Origin of the sequence: Corynebacterium afermentans subsp. lipophilum, from assembly GCF_030408375.1 — a bacterium.
GTDB classification, from domain to species: Bacteria; Actinomycetota; Actinomycetes; order Mycobacteriales; family Mycobacteriaceae; genus Corynebacterium; species Corynebacterium lipophilum.
Window position 1 is genome coordinate 364,054 of sequence record NZ_CP046530.1, and the last position, 15,769, is coordinate 379,822.

19 protein-coding genes and 1 pseudogene are annotated in these 15,769 nt (G+C 64.5%); 15 read left to right on the forward strand and 5 right to left on the reverse strand.

What is annotated here, in order from left to right; translation table 11 throughout:
* Positions 1–221: 221 nt before the first annotated feature.
* The 12 genes from rpsJ (at position 222) to glmS (ending at position 7,570) form a co-directional block, all read left to right on the forward strand.
* Positions 222–527 (forward strand): 30S ribosomal protein S10, encoded by a 306-nt coding sequence (rpsJ, locus tag CAFEL_RS01680; protein WP_034997227.1) that lies wholly within the window; start codon positions 222–224, stop codon positions 525–527.
* 36 nt (positions 528–563) lie between these two features.
* Entirely contained in the window at positions 564–1,220 is a 657-nt protein-coding gene (gene rplC, locus CAFEL_RS01685) for a 50S ribosomal protein L3 (RefSeq protein WP_194561068.1), read from the forward strand.
* Positions 1,217–1,882 carry a 50S ribosomal protein L4 gene (gene rplD, locus CAFEL_RS01690; protein ID WP_070475004.1) on the forward strand — a complete coding sequence of 222 codons (666 nt, stop codon included), beginning with the start codon at positions 1,217–1,219 and terminating at the stop codon, positions 1,880–1,882. Before rplC ends, rplD begins: the two co-directional genes overlap by 4 nt.
* Positions 1,883–2,188, forward strand: coding sequence for a 50S ribosomal protein L23 (rplW, locus tag CAFEL_RS01695; protein ID WP_034997232.1), 306 nt, complete (start codon positions 1,883–1,885; stop codon positions 2,186–2,188).
* Positions 2,189–2,230: 42 nt separating this feature from the next.
* Positions 2,231–3,064, forward strand: a complete 834-nt coding sequence (gene rplB / locus CAFEL_RS01700; RefSeq protein ID WP_034997234.1) for a 50S ribosomal protein L2 — start codon at positions 2,231–2,233, stop codon at positions 3,062–3,064.
* Between the two features lie 16 nt (positions 3,065–3,080).
* Positions 3,081–3,356 (forward strand): 30S ribosomal protein S19, encoded by a 276-nt coding sequence (rpsS, locus tag CAFEL_RS01705; protein WP_070363102.1) that lies wholly within the window; start codon positions 3,081–3,083, stop codon positions 3,354–3,356.
* 3 nt (positions 3,357–3,359) lie between these two features.
* Entirely contained in the window at positions 3,360–3,719 is a 360-nt protein-coding gene (rplV, locus tag CAFEL_RS01710) for a 50S ribosomal protein L22 (protein ID WP_070475001.1), read from the forward strand.
* A complete protein-coding gene (rpsC, locus tag CAFEL_RS01715; RefSeq protein WP_034997239.1) occupies positions 3,719–4,462 on the forward strand; it encodes a 30S ribosomal protein S3 in 744 nt (247 codons plus the stop codon). The genes rplV and rpsC overlap by 1 nt, the downstream gene beginning before the upstream one ends.
* A 3-nt stretch (positions 4,463–4,465) precedes the next feature.
* Positions 4,466–4,882 (forward strand): 50S ribosomal protein L16, encoded by a 417-nt coding sequence (gene rplP, locus CAFEL_RS01720; RefSeq protein WP_034997241.1) that lies wholly within the window; start codon positions 4,466–4,468, stop codon positions 4,880–4,882.
* Entirely contained in the window at positions 4,882–5,121 is a 240-nt protein-coding gene (rpmC, locus tag CAFEL_RS01725) for a 50S ribosomal protein L29 (RefSeq protein WP_070474999.1), read from the forward strand. Before rplP ends, rpmC begins: the two co-directional genes overlap by 1 nt.
* Positions 5,122–5,123: 2 nt before the next feature.
* Positions 5,124–5,408: a 30S ribosomal protein S17 gene (rpsQ, locus tag CAFEL_RS01730; protein ID WP_194561067.1), complete on the forward strand. Its 285-nt coding sequence runs from the start codon at positions 5,124–5,126 to the stop codon at positions 5,406–5,408.
* A gap of 296 nt (positions 5,409–5,704) precedes the next feature.
* On the forward strand, positions 5,705–7,570 hold the full coding sequence (gene glmS, locus CAFEL_RS01735) for a glutamine--fructose-6-phosphate transaminase (isomerizing) (RefSeq protein ID WP_194561066.1): 1,866 nt from the start codon (positions 5,705–5,707) through the stop codon (positions 7,568–7,570).
* A gap of 226 nt (positions 7,571–7,796) precedes the next feature.
* Here the strand turns inward: glmS and CAFEL_RS01740 are convergent, their stop codons facing one another.
* The 5 genes and pseudogenes from CAFEL_RS01740 to CAFEL_RS01760 form a co-directional block, all read right to left on the reverse strand.
* Positions 7,797–8,672, reverse strand: coding sequence for a carbohydrate kinase family protein (locus CAFEL_RS01740; RefSeq protein ID WP_194561065.1), 876 nt, complete (start codon positions 8,670–8,672; stop codon positions 7,797–7,799).
* A 79-nt stretch (positions 8,673–8,751) separates the two neighbouring features.
* Positions 8,752–9,561 (reverse strand): annotated as a pseudogene (gene thiD / locus CAFEL_RS01745) (bifunctional hydroxymethylpyrimidine kinase/phosphomethylpyrimidine kinase); the annotation flags it as partial.
* 22 nt (positions 9,562–9,583) lie between these two features.
* Positions 9,584–11,176, reverse strand: a complete 1,593-nt coding sequence (locus tag CAFEL_RS01750) for a GTPase (protein WP_194561063.1) — start codon at positions 11,174–11,176, stop codon at positions 9,584–9,586.
* Complete coding sequence (locus CAFEL_RS01755) at positions 11,169–13,013, reverse strand: GTPase (RefSeq protein ID WP_290172088.1); 1,845 nt, start codon at positions 13,011–13,013, stop codon at positions 11,169–11,171. The genes CAFEL_RS01750 and CAFEL_RS01755 overlap by 8 nt, the downstream gene beginning before the upstream one ends.
* A 28-nt stretch (positions 13,014–13,041) precedes the next feature.
* Positions 13,042–13,833, reverse strand: a complete 792-nt coding sequence (locus tag CAFEL_RS01760) for a formate/nitrite transporter family protein (RefSeq protein ID WP_194561061.1) — start codon at positions 13,831–13,833, stop codon at positions 13,042–13,044.
* Between the two features lie 415 nt (positions 13,834–14,248).
* On the opposite strand from CAFEL_RS01760, the gene rplN reads away from it, so the two are divergent.
* The 3 genes from rplN to rplE are packed head-to-tail and all read left to right on the forward strand — an operon-like array spanning position 14,249 to position 15,522.
* Entirely contained in the window at positions 14,249–14,617 is a 369-nt protein-coding gene (rplN, locus tag CAFEL_RS01765; protein WP_070474984.1) for a 50S ribosomal protein L14, read from the forward strand.
* Positions 14,618–14,620: 3 nt separating this feature from the next.
* Positions 14,621–14,935, forward strand: a complete 315-nt coding sequence (rplX, locus tag CAFEL_RS01770; protein WP_063937568.1) for a 50S ribosomal protein L24 — start codon at positions 14,621–14,623, stop codon at positions 14,933–14,935.
* The gene (gene rplE / locus CAFEL_RS01775) at positions 14,935–15,522 is read left to right on the forward strand and encodes a 50S ribosomal protein L5 (protein ID WP_034997268.1); all 588 of its coding nucleotides are present in this window, start codon (positions 14,935–14,937) and stop codon (positions 15,520–15,522) included. Before rplX ends, rplE begins: the two co-directional genes overlap by 1 nt.
* The last annotated feature ends 247 nt before the right edge of the window (positions 15,523–15,769 follow it).

A 15,769-nucleotide genomic window follows, 5' to 3' on the forward strand; every position in this document is an offset into this window, starting at 1 on the left:
GCCTTGGCGGAAGCACTGAAACAGCATGAATTTGCTCGGTCACCTTCCGGACGTGTCATGACAGTCAGAAACGACACTGGCGTTGAGCCATGGGCCCAGCCCGGACAACGTTATAGAGAAACTAGAAGCTACAAACCCCACCGCTTCGGCCCGTTTCTCACTCCGTTCGAAACGAGCGGAAGAGAAAAGGACGAACGTGGGGATGCGAGGAAGAGGTAAGCGTGGCGGGACAGAAGATCCGCATCAGGCTCAAGGCTTACGACCACGAGGCGATCGACGCATCCGCGAAGAAGATCGTCGAGACGGTCACCCGCACGGGTGCCCGCGTCGTTGGCCCGGTGCCGTTGCCCACCCAGAAGAACGTGTACGCCGTTATTCGTTCTCCCCACAAGTACAAGGATTCTCGCGAGCACTTCGAGATGCGCACTCACAAGCGCCTCATCGACATTCTCGACCCGACGCCCAAGACGGTGGACGCGCTCATGCGCATCGACCTGCCGGCAAGCGTCGACGTGAACATCCAGTAGAGCAATCCCCAACGCAAGTAGTGGAGAACTAACAACATGTCTGAGAACCAGATCAAGGGCATTCTGGGCAAGAAGCTCGGCATGACCCAGATCTTCGACGAAGACAACCGAGTTATCCCGGTTACCGTCGTCGAAGCTGGGCCGTGCGTGGTCACCCAGATCCGTACCCCTGAGACCGATGGCTACTCCGCCATCCAGATCGCCTACGGCGACATCGATCCCCGTAAGGCAAAGAAGCCGCAGGCCGGCCACTTCAAGAAGGCCGGCGTGAACCCGCGCCGTTTCGTCACCGAGATCCGCATGGATGACACCTCTGGTTACGAACTCGGCCAGGAATTCAACGCAACCATCTTCGAGGGCGACTCCTACGTGGACGTCGCCGGCACCACCAAGGGTCACGGCTACGCCGGCGCTATGAAGCGCCACGGCTTCGCCGGCCAGGGTGCCGCACACGGTAACCAGGCTTCGCACCGCCGCGTGGGCTCCATCGGCGCCTGCGCAACCCCGGGCCGCGTGTTCAAGGGCACGCGCATGGCAGGCCGTATGGGCGGTAACCGCGTTACCACCCAGAACCTGAAGATCCAACGCATCGACGGCGACAACAACCTCATCCTGATCAAGGGCGCCATCCCGGGCGCTAAGGGTTCCGTTGTTACCGTCAAGACCGCAGTGAAGGGCGGTGCTCACGCATGACGAACCTGACGCTTGACGTCCACACCGCTGACGGAGCCACCAAGGGCTCTGTCGATCTCCCGGCCGAGTTCTTCGACCGCGAGGCATCCGTGGCGCTGATGCACCAGGTTGTGAACGCACAGCTTGCTGCCGCACGCCAGGGCACCCACGCGACGAAGACTCGCGGCATGGTCTCCGGTGGCGGCAAGAAGCCGTTCCGCCAGAAGGGCACCGGCCGCGCACGCCAGGGTTCCATCCGTGCCCCGCACTACACCGGCGGTGGCACCGTGCACGGTCCGCAGCCGCGTTCCTACGCGCAGCGCACCCCTAAGAAGATGATCAAGGCTGCCCTCGCGGGCGCCCTGACCAACCGCGCACAGAACGAGCGCATCCACATCGTGGAGGACCTGGTTCCGGGCCAGACCCCGTCGACCAAGTCCGCCCGCGCTTTCATCGAGCGCCTCACGGACCGCAAGTCGGTTCTGCTGGTGATCGGCCGTGATGACCAGAACTCCCGTCTTTCCGCAAGGAACCTGCCGGGCGTCCACGTCATTGAGCCGACTCAGCTGAACGCATACGACGTACTCAACGCTGACGATGTCGTGTTCTCGGTCGAGGCGCTGCACACCTTCGTCAACCGCGGCAAGGAGCTCGCTACCGCCGCTGCGGAGGAGGAGAAGTAAATGGCTAAGATCGCGAACCCGCGCGACATCATCATCGCGCCCGTGCTCTCTGAGAAGAGCTACGGCCTGATGGAGCAGAACACCTACACGTTCTTCGTCGCTCCGTCGGCCAACAAGACCCAGATCAAGATTGCCGTGGAGCAGATCTTCGGCGTCGACGTCGCTTCGGTGAACACCGTCAACCGCGAGGGCAAGCGCAAGCGTTCCCGCACCGGCTACGGCCAGCGCAAGGACACCAAGCGCGCCTACGTCACGCTCCGCGAGGGCAGCGACTCCATCGACATCTTCGGAGGTGCGACGGCCTAACGGCTATCGCACAGCGAAGAGGACGATAGAAAAGGAACCATTATGGCTATTCGTAAATACAAGCCGACAACTCCGGGTCGCCGTGCCAGCTCCGTCTCCGCGTTCGACGAGATCACTCGCTCGACCCCGGAAAAGTCGCTGCTGCGCCCGCTCCCGAAGAAGGGTGGCCGTAACTCCCACGGCCACATCACAACCCGTCACCGCGGCGGCGGCCACAAGCGCCGCTGGCGCGTGATCGATTTCCGCCGCTCCGACAAGGACGGCGTGCTGGCAAAGGTCGCTCACATCGAGTACGACCCGAACCGCACCGCAAACATTGCGCTGCTGCACTACTTCGACGGCGAAAAGCGCTACATAATCGCGCCGAAGGGCCTGACCCAGGGCACGATCGTCGAGGCTGGTCCGAACGCCGACATCAAGGTCGGCAACAACCTGCCGCTGCGCAACATCCCGACCGGTACGACCATCCACGCAGTGGAGCTCAAGCCGGGTGCTGGTGCGAAGCTCGCCCGCTCTGCAGGCGCTTCCATTCAGCTGCTGGGTAAGGAAGGCAACTACGCAGTCCTGCGTATGCCGTCTTCCGAAATCCGCCGCGTGGACATCCGCTGCCGCGCCACCATCGGCGAGGTTGGCAACGCCGACCAGATCAACATCCGCTGGGGCAAGGCCGGCCGTATGCGCTGGAAGGGCTGGCGCCCGACCGTGCGTGGTGTGGTTATGAACCCGGTCGACCACCCGCACGGTGGTGGCGAGGGCAAGACCTCGGGTGGCCGCCACCCGGTGTCGCCGTGGGGCCAGAAGGAAGGCCGCACCCGCAACCCGAACCGTTATTCCAACAACATGATCGTGCGGCGTCGCCGCTCGAAGAAGCGCTAAGAGGAGGTAAACAGACATGCCACGTAGCCTGAAGAAAGGCCCGTTCGTCGATGAGCACCTCCTCAACAAGGTGGACGCTCAGAACGATGCTGGTACCAAGCAGGTCATCAAGACCTGGTCGCGCCGTTCGACCATTCTCCCCGATTTCATCGGTCACACCTTCGCCGTCCACGACGGCCGTAAGCACGTGCCGGTGTTCGTCGACGAGTCCATGGTCGGCCACAAGCTCGGCGAGTTTGCACCGACCAAGACCTTCAAGGGTCACGTCAAGGAACAGAAGGGACGTCGATAAGCAATGGCTGACACCATCACCACTGCATCCGCGACGGCCAAGTTTGTCCGCGTCTCGCCGATGAAGGCCCGCCGCGTGCTGGCTCTCGTCCGCGGTAAGGACGTTGCCGAGGCCCTCGCGATCCTGAAGTACGCGCCGCAGGGTGCTGCCAAGGACGTTGCGAAGGTTGTCGCCTCCGCAGCAGCCAACGCTGAGAACAACTTCGGCCTGGACCCGCGCACGCTCGTCATCTCCGAGTGCTACGCAAACGAGGGTCCGACGATGCGCCGCTACCAGCCGCGCGCTCAGGGCCGCGCCTTCCAGATCCGGAAGCGCACCTCCCACATCACCGTTGTTGTCGAGTCCAAGGAAGGGGCCAAGTAATGGGCCAGAAGATTCACCCGCACGGCCTGCGCCTGGGTATCACTTCCGACTGGAAGTCCCACTGGTACGCCGACAAGAACTACGCCGACTACGTTGCGGAGGACATCAAGGTCCGCGAGTGGCTTGAGAAGAACCTCGAGCGCGCCGGCATCTCCGACATCGTCATCGAGCGCACCCGCGACCGCGTGCGTGTGGACATCCACACCGCTCGTCCGGGCATCGTCATCGGCCGCCGCGGCGCCGAGGCCGACCGCATCCGCCGCGAGCTGGAGAAGCTCACCGGCAAGATGGTCGCGCTGAACATCATCGAGGTCAAGAACATCGATGCCGACGCAACCCTGGTTGCGCAGTCCATCGCCGAGCAGCTGGTCAACCGTGTCGCGTTCCGTCGCGCCATGCGTAAGGCCATCCAGTCCGCGATGCGCAACCCGCAGGTCAAGGGCATCAAGGTTATGACGTCCGGCCGCCTCGGCGGCGCGGAAATGTCCCGTGTCGAGCGTTACCACGAGGGTCGCGTTCCGCTGCACACCCTGCGTGCGGAGATCGACTACGGCACGGCAGAAGCACACACCACCTTCGGCGTCATCGGCGTCAAGGTGTGGATCTACAAGGGCGACGTCGTGGGCGGTGTCCGCGAGTCCGAGCTGAACGCCCCGAAGAACGAGCGCGGTGGCCGAGGCGACCGTCGCCCGCGTCGCGGTGGCCAGCGTCGCCAGCGTGCAGAGCAGAAGAAGGAGGGCTAATTCATGCTCATCCCTAAGCGCGTGAAGTACCGCCGTCAGCACCGCCCGAACCGCTCGGGTGTGTCCAAGGGCGGCAACACCATCACCTTCGGCGACTACGGCCTGCAGGCACTCGAGCCGGCGTACATCACCAACCGCCAGATCGAGTCCGCACGTATCGCCATCAACCGCCACGTCAAGCGTGGTGGCAAGGTGTGGATCAACATCTTCCCGGACCGTCCGTTGACCCAGAAGCCGCTCGGCGTGCGTATGGGTTCCGGTAAGGGCCCGGTAGAGAAGTGGGTGGCCAACGTTAAGCCTGGCCGCATCCTCTTCGAAATGTCCTACCCGAACGAGGAGACTGCAATTGAGGCTCTGCGCCGCGCTGGCGCGAAGCTTCCGTGCAAGGTCCGCGTGATCAAGAAGGAGGACCAGTTCTAATGGCAACCGGTACCCCCGCATCTGAATTCCGTGAGCTGAGCGATGACGAGCTGCGCACCCGCCTGACCGAGGCGAAGGAAGAGCTGTTCAACCTGCGCTTCCAGCTTGCTACCGGCCAGCTCACCAACAACCGCCGCATCTCCACCGTGAAGCGCGACATCGCTCGCATCTACACGGTGCTGCGCGAGCGCGAGCTCGGCCTGTCCGTCGTCCCAGAGTCCACGGGAGCTGAGGCATAACCATGAGTGAGGCAAACGTGACTGAGAACACCAAGGTCAAGGCAGTGCAGAAGCGTCGTCGTGGCTACGTCGTGTCCGACAAGATGGACAAGACGATCGTCGTTGAGGTCGAGGACCGTAAGTCCCACGCCTTGTACGGCAAGATCGTGCGTACCACCACTCGCGTGAAGGCACACGACGAGGACAACACCGCCGGCGTCGGCGACCTCGTTGTCATCGAGGAGACGCGTCCGCTGTCCAAGGACAAGCACTTCCGTCTCGTCGACATCATCGAGAAGGCTCGCTAAGAGCACTTAGCTTCTCGACGACGTACCCGTCCAACCTGTGTTGGGCGGGTATTTTCGTTTTTGGTGGGTCCCATCACGCAAGTTCGACAAGTGTTTACCTGGATTTCCCACTGGCCGGACGGTGTCGACTACGTTCCGCGCCCGGCTGTTGCACAGGTGTTCCGCACCGACGGCCAGAAGATCGGCATGGAAAAGGCATAAGGTGCAATCCGATTAACCCCGCCGCTGACCACGAATGTGGTCCGGGGCGGGTTTTCACTTTTTACAGACCCCTATACAGGAGTACGATTTTTCCCATGTGTGGAATCGTTGGATACGTCGGCGCCGGAACCGCTGAGCGCGACGCGAAAAATGTCATTGTCGAGGGACTTCGCCGCCTCGAATACCGCGGATACGATTCCGCAGGTGTTGCCGTGGCCAACAACGGCGTCATCGAGTGCCGTAAAAAGGCCGGCAAGGTCGCGGACCTCGAAGCCGAAATTGCCGATAACCCCATCGCCTCTTCGAAGCTGGGCATCGGGCACACCCGCTGGGCAACCCACGGCGGCCCGACCGACGCCAACGCCCACCCGCACGTGGTCGGCGACGGCCGCATGGCTGTGGTCCACAACGGCATTATCGAGAACTTTTCGGCGTTGAAGGCGGAGCTCGTCGATAAGGGCTACCGCTTCATCTCCGAGACCGACACTGAGGTTGCCGGCACCCTGCTGCTGGACATCTACGACAGGGAAGCCGACGGCGACCTCACCCGCGCGATGCAGCTGACCGCACAGCGTCTTGAAGGTGCGTTCACCCTGCTGGCGATCCACGCGGAGCACCCGGACCGCATCGTCGCCGCACGCTGGAACTCCCCGCTGGTCATCGGCGTGGGTGAGGGCGAGAACTTCCTCAGCTCCGACGTCGCCGGCTTCATCGAATTCACCCGCGACGCGGTGGAGATGGATAACGGCCAGATTGTCACCCTCACCGCCGACAGCTACGAGGTCTGCGACTTCGACGGCAACCCCGCCGAGGCCAAGCCGTTCACCGTTGAGTGGGACGTCACCGCTGCGGAGAAGGGCGGCTTCAACTCCTTCATGGAGAAGGAAATCCACGACCAGCCTTCCGCCGTCCGCGACACGCTCTACGGGCGTTTCGACGAACACGGCAAACTCATCCTCGACGAACTGCGTATCGACGAATCCGTGCTGCGCTCGATCAACAAAATCATCATCGTCGCCTGTGGCACCGCTTCCTACGCGGGCCAGGTGGCGCGCTACGCCATCGAGCACTGGTGCCGCATTCCGACGGAGGTAGAGCTCGCCCACGAGTTCCGCTACCGCGACCCGATTGTCAACGAACGCACCCTAGTGGTGGCCGTGTCCCAGTCCGGCGAAACCATGGACACGCTCATGGCCGTGCGCCACGCCCGCGAGCAGGGCGCGAAGGTGATCGCGATTTGCAACACCGTCGGTTCCTCCATCCCGCGCGAGGCAGACGCGTCGCTGTACACCTACGCCGGCCCGGAGATCGCCGTGGCGTCGACGAAGGCGTTTATCTCCCAGATCGTCGCCGCCTACCTGCTCGCCCTGTACCTGGCGCAGGTGCGCGGCAACAAGTACGCCGACGAGATTCGCCAGATCGTTGACGAGCTGCAGGAGATGCCGGACAAGATCCAGAAGGTGCTTGACAACGAGGGGCAGGTCAAGCAGCTGGGCCAGGACATGTCCGATGCGAAGTCTGTGCTGTTTTTGGGCCGCCACGTCGGCTTCCCGGTCGCTCTCGAAGGAGCTTTGAAGTTGAAGGAAGTGGCTTACCTGCACTCAGAGGGCTTCGCAGCCGGCGAGCTCAAGCACGGCCCGATCGCGCTCGTGGAGGAAGGCCAGCCGGTGTTCATCATCGTGCCGTCCAAGCGCTCCCGCAATAACCTGCACGCCAAGGTCGTCTCCAACATCCAGGAGGTCCGTGCCCGTGGTGCGGTGACCATCGTGATCGCGGAAGACGGCGACACGGACGTGGAGGCCTACGCCGACCACATCATCCGCATCCCGGAGTCCGCCGGCCTGATGCAGCCGCTGTTGTCCACCATCCCGCTGCAGATCTTCGCCTGCTCCGTGGCAGAGGCCCGCGGCCTGAACGTGGACCAGCCGCGCAACCTGGCCAAGTCGGTCACGGTGGAGTAGGGAGTTTTTCGGCTTTTCGGGCGCCGACCCCGGGCGGTGCCGCCCGGGGTCGGCGCCTTTTTCGTGCCGGTTGTGCGGATCGTCTAGCAGTGGGCCGGAGCGTGCTAGACGATCAAGCGTTGGGCGAGACGTTTGCCCAGGTGATGCTGGAAATGTTTGCCGTTAGGAGTGTGATCGTCTAGCAGCGGCGGCGTGCTGCTAGACGATCAACGCGGCGGGTAAGCACCTACCCCAGTTCGTGCAGGTACGGCGTGTCGGCCCCGGTGCGGGCGACAGTGACGGCGGCGGCGCGGGCGGCGAAGTCGAGGATCTCGCGCCACTCTTCCGCGCCAAGGTCCAACAACGCGCAACGGTCGAGGCCGCGGGCGTCGAATTGGTGCACGAGCGCGGCCATGACTGTGTCGCCGGCGCCGATGGTGTCCGCGACCTCAACCTGCGGGGCCTGTACTTCCGCGGTGCCGAAGGGTGCGCGGACGCGGATTCCGCCTCCTCCCAGCGTGGTCACAACAACGGGCACGTGCGAGGTGTCGCCCAAAAACTCCACTTCCTCGTCGGAGAGTTTCAGCACCGTAACTGCCTCAAGCATGCCGCGCAGAAAAAGCCGGTGCTTCTCGGATGCGAAGGCAGGGCGGATGTTCGGGTCCAGGCACACCACGGCCCCGGCGTCCGCGGATTGTCGGGCGGCTTCGGCGTAGCGCAGCGACGCGGGTTCCAACGCGAGCGAGAGGGTGCCGAACACTGCGTAGCCGCCGCTCACCGGCACCGGTTCGGCCAGCCTGTCGGCGGTGCCGTCCACGTAAAAGGTGTAGGTGGCGGCGCCGTGTGCGTCGAGTGACGCGACGGAGAGGGTGGTCGGTTCTTCGCCCGTCAGGCAGTGGGAGAGATCCACCCCGTCGGCGGTGAGGGAATCGCGCAGCGCCGCGCCGTACGCGTCGGCGGAGAGACGCGACTGGAAGGCCACAGGAGACCCGAGACGCCCCAACGCGCGGGCCACGTTGAACGGGCCGCCGCCGAGCGCGGGCGTGAGGGGCGCGAGCGGGCCGGCACCGGCGGGGACGAGGTCGACCAGGGCTTCGCCGTACACGGTGATGGAGGAGGTCATGCCCCGTAGACTACGGAACCATGCCGTACCGGCCGAAACATTGCTTCACAGCGCCGCAGGAAGCCGGTTACACCCCGCCCGCGAGCCGGTAGAGGCGGTGGAAGTGGTGCACCGGCCCGTGGCCGCGGCCGATGTGGAGCTCGTCGGCGTGGGCGATCGCCTCGTGGAGCCACTCGGATGCCCAGGTAACGGCGTCAGTGGCGCTGCCGAGCGCCATGCGTGTTGCTAACGCGGAGGACAGGGAGCAGCCGGTGCCGTGGGTGTTTTTCGTCGCTACGCGGGGCACCTCGGCGATGTGGGTGGTGCCGTCGGGGGCGACGAGCGCGTTGGAGGCACGCTCGCCGCTGAGGTGGCCGCCTTTGACCAGGACATGCACGTCTGCCTCGCGGGCGTAGCGCTGCCCCAGCTCCACCGCCGCGTCGAACGAATCCGGCTCGGGCTCGCCGGTGAGTACCGCCAGCTCCGGGATGTTCGGGGTGACCACGGTGGCGTGGTCGGCCACTAGCTGGCGCAGCGCGGCCTCGGCGTCGGCGGAAAGCAGCCTGTCGCCGGAGGTGGCCACCATCACCGGGTCCACCACAACGACCGGCACAGGGTGGGCGGCGAGGTAATCGGCGACGGTGCGGGTGGTCTCCACGTCGCCGAGCATGCCGATTTTCACGGCGTCGACCTCGACATCGTCGAACACCGCGTCGAGCTGCGCACGCAAAAATGACTGCGGGGGTGTGTGGATCTCGCGCACACCCTGGGTGTTTTGCGCAACCAGGGCGGTGACCACGCTCATGCCGTACCCGCCGGCGGCGGCGATGGCCTTCAGGTCGGCCTGGATGCCGGCGCCTCCGGTGGGGTCGGTGCCGGCGATGGACAGAACTCTGGGAATTTGTGCCATGCCCGCCGACCGTACAGGGAAACTAACCGGCGGCCACGGCGATGCGTTCGACGAAGCGGGAGTAGTCCTCCCGGATGGCCAGAAGCGGCTCGACGACGGCGGTCTGGGAGACTTCCGCGACCTGTTTCTGCACCGCCGAGTGGGTGCGCCGCTTGACCCCGGAGCCGAGCATCCCGCCGAACACCGCGGAGATCAGGCCAATGACTAGGCCGGTGAGCAGCCCCGCCATGATCAAAAGCGTCGGGATCGGCCAGCCCTCCGCGTCGGGGACGAGGTCGCCGCCGAGCAGCGGCGTGAGCACGCCCGGCACGAACGCGACCAGGAGGTACCACAACACGCCTACCAGGGCGGCCAGCAGCGCCAGCCACTGGATCACGGTGAGCAGCGACCAGCCCTTGGACGGCTCCGCGGGCAGCGTGGTGCGGGCCACGGCGCGGTCCAGCTCCGCGGGCAGGCCGGCGGAGACCTCCTCGGCGCGGTCGGCTACGGCGGCGGACCACTCGTGCGGCAGCCCGTCGGAAACGGCGCCCGCGTAGTCGCGCACGCCCCGGTTGGCTACGGCCTTCGAGGCGGCGTCGAGCTCCGGCATGGAGCTGCGGTGCACACCGATCTCGTCGGATGCTTCGCGCAACCCCAGACGGCGTAGTGGGTCGGGCTTGAAGCGGGTGATCCAGGAGGTCAAAAGCCACCCGGTGCGCTCGCGCAGCCGTTTGCGGTAGGCCGCGGCGGTGGTCTCAGCGATGCGGTCCGCGCCGGCGGCCTGTGCGAGCACGGCGTCCATGTCGCGTTTCGCATGCTTTGTCACGTCTCCGGCACCCTTCACCCCGGCGTACCCCTCGGCAACGGAGCGGATGTCCGCCTCGATGCGCGCAGTCTGCGCCGTGTGGGCCTTGGCCACTTTCGCGATCGCGGCGCGCAGATCCCCGATGCCGGCACCGGTCAGGGTGGAGGTGGGGACGACTTGGACGTTGGAAAGGCCGTCGTCACGCAACAGCCCCGCATAGGAGTCCGCGACGGTGCCGACATCGCCTGCGGAAAGCAGGTCGGACTTGTTCAGCACCGCCAGCGTCACGGCGGAGTGGTTGGCGTGCGGGCGGATGAACTGGTCGTGGATGACGGAATCCGCGTACTTCTCCGGGTCGGAGACCCACACCAGCACGTCCACCTGGCCGGCGAGCCGCTCCGCGATGGCGCGGTTGGACGCTTCCACCGAGTCGAAGTCGGGCAGGTCCAGCAGGATCAGCGGGCCGGCGCCGCGGGCGAACTCACCTTCGCGGGCGCGGCGGTCTTCCACACCGAGCCAGTCCAGAAGTTCCTCGGAGCCGTCCGGTTCCCAGATCGCGGCCAGCGGCGAGGAGGTGGTGGGGCGCCGCGCGGCGGCCTTGCCCAGGTCCTCGCCGACAACCGCGTTGAACAGGGACGTCTTGCCGGAGCCTGTGGCACCGAAGAAGCCCACCACGGTGTGGTCGCCGGACAGCGCGCGGCGTTCCGCGCCCGCCTTCGCCACGCGCTCGAGACCCTCGCGGTGTGCGGGGGAGAGGTACGGTGCGCCGATCTGCGCGGCTTCTTCCAGCGCCGCGAGCCGCTCGGTCAGGCCAGCCTTCTTCCTAAACATTGCCGTCTCCCTTGCCAAAGTTGCCGCGCAACTGGTCGAACAAGCCGCGCAGCGTGCCGCGCTCGAAGCTTTCCTCCACGTCGTCTCGGGTTGCAGGAACTGCAGGAGCCGCGGGCTTATCGACGAGCCCAAGGAGCCTCACGTCCACAGCCCGCTTCGCCTCCGCAGTCGCCCCGCGCAGCTGCTCGGCGGTCGCGCCCTCGAGCAGGGGATCCGTGAAGGCGTGGTAGCGGTCTCGCTCCGCGGCGAAGAGCTCGCCCAGGCGCTGGTTCAGGTCCTCGCGGGCCTCGGTGACCATGCGGCGCACGGTGTCCTCGCCGAAGATGGTCTCCAACAGCTTCTGGCCCACGACGGCGGAACCGCCCGCAATGGCGACCTCGCTGCCAGTGATACCCGCGGTGGAGGCGAACACGGCCAGCATCAGCGCCACGGTGACCACGTTGAGGCCGAAGGACATGATGCGGGCGCGCTGGCGCTTGTCGCCCGCGGTGTCCTGGATGCGGGTGACCATGTCTTGCTGCCAGTCGCGCACCAGCTGCGCGGCCTGCTCGGAGATGTCGGCGCTGGCGCGGGCCAGTGCCGGGTCCGCGTCGGCCCGCAGCTCCGGGGCTACTGAACCGGCGTGGGACCAGGCGCGCGAGGCGGCGGTTTCGGCGGCGTCCACGATCACGGCGTGGAGGCCGGACTCGATTTCCGTTTCCACTTCGCGCAGGGGCGCGGGCTGGCCGGTGAAGAAGCTGCCCACCTTGTCCACGGCGCTGGAGAACCAGCGCTCGAAGCCGCGGAATACGTCGGAGGTGCCGATGACGTCCTGCCAGCGGTCCATCACCTCGGAGCGCAGCAGCTTGCCGTCGGAGGTGGCGTCGATGACGTGGCGGTTCGCGGCGGTGTAAAACTCGTGGATCGACTCGTCCAGCTGGTTGGCAAAGTTTTCCTGTCGCTCCCGGCGGCCCACCAAGGCGTCCACGCGGTGAAGTGCCGATTCCACCGCGCCAGCGACGGTTTTGCCGGCCACGTCGCGCCGGGCGGCGGTGTCGTCCGCGAGCGTGGTCAGGTAGTCGCGCAGGTCAGCGACGAGCTCCTCGCCCAGGAACTCGCTGGATTGCTCGCCGCCCAGGTCCGCCACGAACGGGACGGTAAACACGGTGGCCTTGGACAGGCCGGCGTCGTTCATCATGCGGCGCAGGTCGTCCGGCACGGTCTCCGCGGCCTTTTCGTCGAGGCGGTTGAGCACGACTACGACCTCGATGCCGCGGCCGGCGGCGTCGTTGAGGAAGCTCCACACCAGCTGATCCGCGTAGCGCGCCGGGGTGGTAACGAAAATCCACAAGTCCGCCGCGGCGAGGAGCTGGGACGCCAGTGCCCGGTTCTGGTCGTCGATGGAGTCGAAATCGGGGGCGTCGAGAAGCGCTAGACCCTCCGGGATGCGGGGCGTGTCCACGACACGCAGTGTGGTGGAGCGCTCGTCTCCTGCGCCGTGGGAGCGGGCGAGGCCAGGCAGGACTTGCGGGGAGTTGAACCAGTCCGAGTCGGCAGGGTTGGCCACCAGCACCGGCTGGCGGGTAGTCGGACGGATCACGCCCGGGTTGGACACCCGCTCGCGCAGAAGCGCGTTGACGAGGGTGGACTTGCCGGAACCGGTGGAGCCGCCGATGACGGCAAGCAGGGGAGCGTCGAGGTTGGCCAGGCGCGGCAGCACATAGTCGTCGAGTTGATTGACTATGGCACGGGCTTCGGAGGCGACGTCGACAGGCAATGCGGTGTCCGCTACCGCATCGCGCACGCCGCGCACGGCCTGAAGGACATCTGGAGCCGAATGGGAAACAGGTGTATTCACCTGTCCCATTCTGGCAGACGGTGAGAGACTAGTCCTTGTAGTCCGTCTTCGTGCGGTTGAGCCAGCCGTACAGGCCGCCCATGATCAGGCCGCCGCCGACGAAGTTGCCCAGCCACACGACGACCCAGTTGCGGATGACGTTCCAGTTAGTGAAGCCCTCGATCACATCCGGGCCGAGCGTAAAGCCGCCCAGGCTGGTGAGAATGAAGTTCGCGATGGAGTGCTCGTAGCTCATGGTGGCGAACGACGGGATGATCAGGATGACACCCCACAGCTTCGCGCTGTAGTCCTTGCCCGCCTGGGTAGCAAGCATGAAGGCGATGTTCACAACGACGTTGGCCAAGATGGCCTCGACAAACAGCGTTTTACTGGATTTCTGCAGCTTGGCCACAAGCAGGTCGTGGAGGAATCCGTCCACCTCAACCAACTGGCCCATGGTGGTTCGCGAAATCAACCACGCGATGGCCACAGAGCCGATGAGGTTGAAGATGGTGACAAACAGGACCAGCAGCAGGCCCTTGGGAACGCTGTTCTTCTTGTGGATTGCGCCATAGGTCATGAACATCATGTCGCCTGTGGCGAGTTCGCCTTGCAGCACGATGATGATGTACAGCGTGGAAGCGAAGATGGCGCCGAACGCGTACTTGCCCCAGCCTGGGGCGTAAACGTCCAGCAGTTGGGCGGTGGAGGCGGCGAACGCCGTCATGATGCCCAGGTACACGCCCGCCAAGACTGCACGGGTAGCAAACCTGGCGGGTTCTTGGGTAAAGAGGTCAACCTTGTTCTTGATCGCCGTAGGGGCGGCTTCGTAAAAACTCACGGGTTTTAACGTACAAGAGGTAATACTTTTAGGGAAAACTAGCGATGAATAGCAAAATCGCGATGACCTGCGGTGTTAATACATTTACCGCCCGATGTGTCCAGATTCACAGACACAAGTCACTTTTTCAGGCGGCCGTTCGAGTAGGGGCTGACGGTGCACGCGCGTTGTGGCGGGGCCGGATTTGGGGAATCTGCCCAGCTCGTGGTTGAATACCCCAGTTGTCTACTGCTGGTCGGATGCGACGCGCGTTTCCGAGCTGAACATCCGAGACCCTTCGACCACGGTGCGCTCTCCTCGTGCGCGAGGAACGAGCGTACGAGGTTCGTCGATAAGCAATGGGCACCGAAAGCATTGACCACGTGCGTGCAGGACGGAAATCTGGCGCACATTGATCCAGGTCAGGAGACCAACTGTGATTCAGAAAGAATCGCGTCTGAAGGTCGCCGACAACACTGGTGCACGCGAAATTCTGTGCATCAACGTTCTCGGCGGTTCTGTTCGACGCTTCGCCGGCATCGGCGACACGATTGTCGCCACCGTGAAGGAAGCAGCCCCGGGCGGCAACGTCAAGGAAGGCGAGGTTGTCAAGGCCGTCATCGTGCGCGCCAAGAAGGAAACCCGTCGTCCGGACGGCTCCTACATCTCCTTCGACGAGAACGCTGCCGTCATCATCAAGAACGACACCGAGCCGCGCGGTACCCGCATCTTCGGCCCGGTTGCTCGTGAGCTGCGCGACAAGCGCTTCATGAAGATCGTGTCTCTCGCACCGGAGGTGATCTAACTTATGAAGATCAAGAAGGGCGATATGGTCCAGGTCATCGCCGGCAAGGACAAGGGCGCTCAGGGTCGCGTCATCGAGGCGTACCCGCAGCGTGACAAGGTCCTGGTCGAGGGCGTGAACCGCATCAAGAAGCACGTCGCCAACTCCTACACGGAGCGCGGCGCCGAGTCCGGCGGCATTGTCACCCAGGAAGCCCCGATCCACGTGTCCAACGTGATGATCCTGGATTCCGACGGCAAGCCGACCCGCGTCGGCTTCCGCTTCGACGAGGACGGCAAGAAGATCCGCGTGGCCAAGTCGAACGGGAAGGACATCTAATGACTGAGAGCATTCAGAACTACACCCCCCGCCTGAAGACGCGTTACCAGGACGAGATCCGCACCAAGCTCAACGACGAGTTCTCCTACGACAACGTCATGCAGATCCCGGCCCTGACCAAGATCGTTGTGAACATGGGTGTGGGCGACGCTGCCCGCGACTCCAAGGTCATCAACGGCGCACTCGAGGACCTCACCGCGATCACCGGCCAGAAGCCGCAGCTGCGTCGCGCGAAGAAGTCCATCGCTAACTTCAAGCTCCGCGAAGGCATGCCGATCGGCGCGAAGGTCACCCTCCGCGGCGACCGCATGTGGGAGTTCCTGGACCGTCTGCTGACCGTGGCCCTGCCGCGTATCCGCGACTTCCGCGGCCTGAACGACAAGCAGTTCGACGGCAACGGCAACTACACCTTCGGCCTGTCCGAGCAGACCATGTTCTACGAGATCGACATTGACAAGATCGATCGCGTCCGCGGCATGGACATCACGCTCGTCACCACTGCCACGAACGACGACGAGGGTCGCGCCCTGCTGACGCACCTCGGCTTCCCGTTCGCTGACAAGGACGGCAAGATGAAGCGCGCGTAAGCGTTTTGCTTTGCAGCTTTGCGACGATGCCTCCGGTTCTCCTTGAACCGGGGGCATTCTCGCGTCTTGGTGGGATTTTCGCTGTGTGTGGGCGGTGATGCTTCTGGCCGTGCCATCCCGGGCAGAATTCGAACGCTAGATTACGAAAATGGCCTTGAATCTGGCCATTTTCGAAGTCCTCCGTTCGAAAACTTGCTTTGGGGTGCGGATGCGCGGCGCAAGCTAAACCTCAAGATCTGGGTTGTGG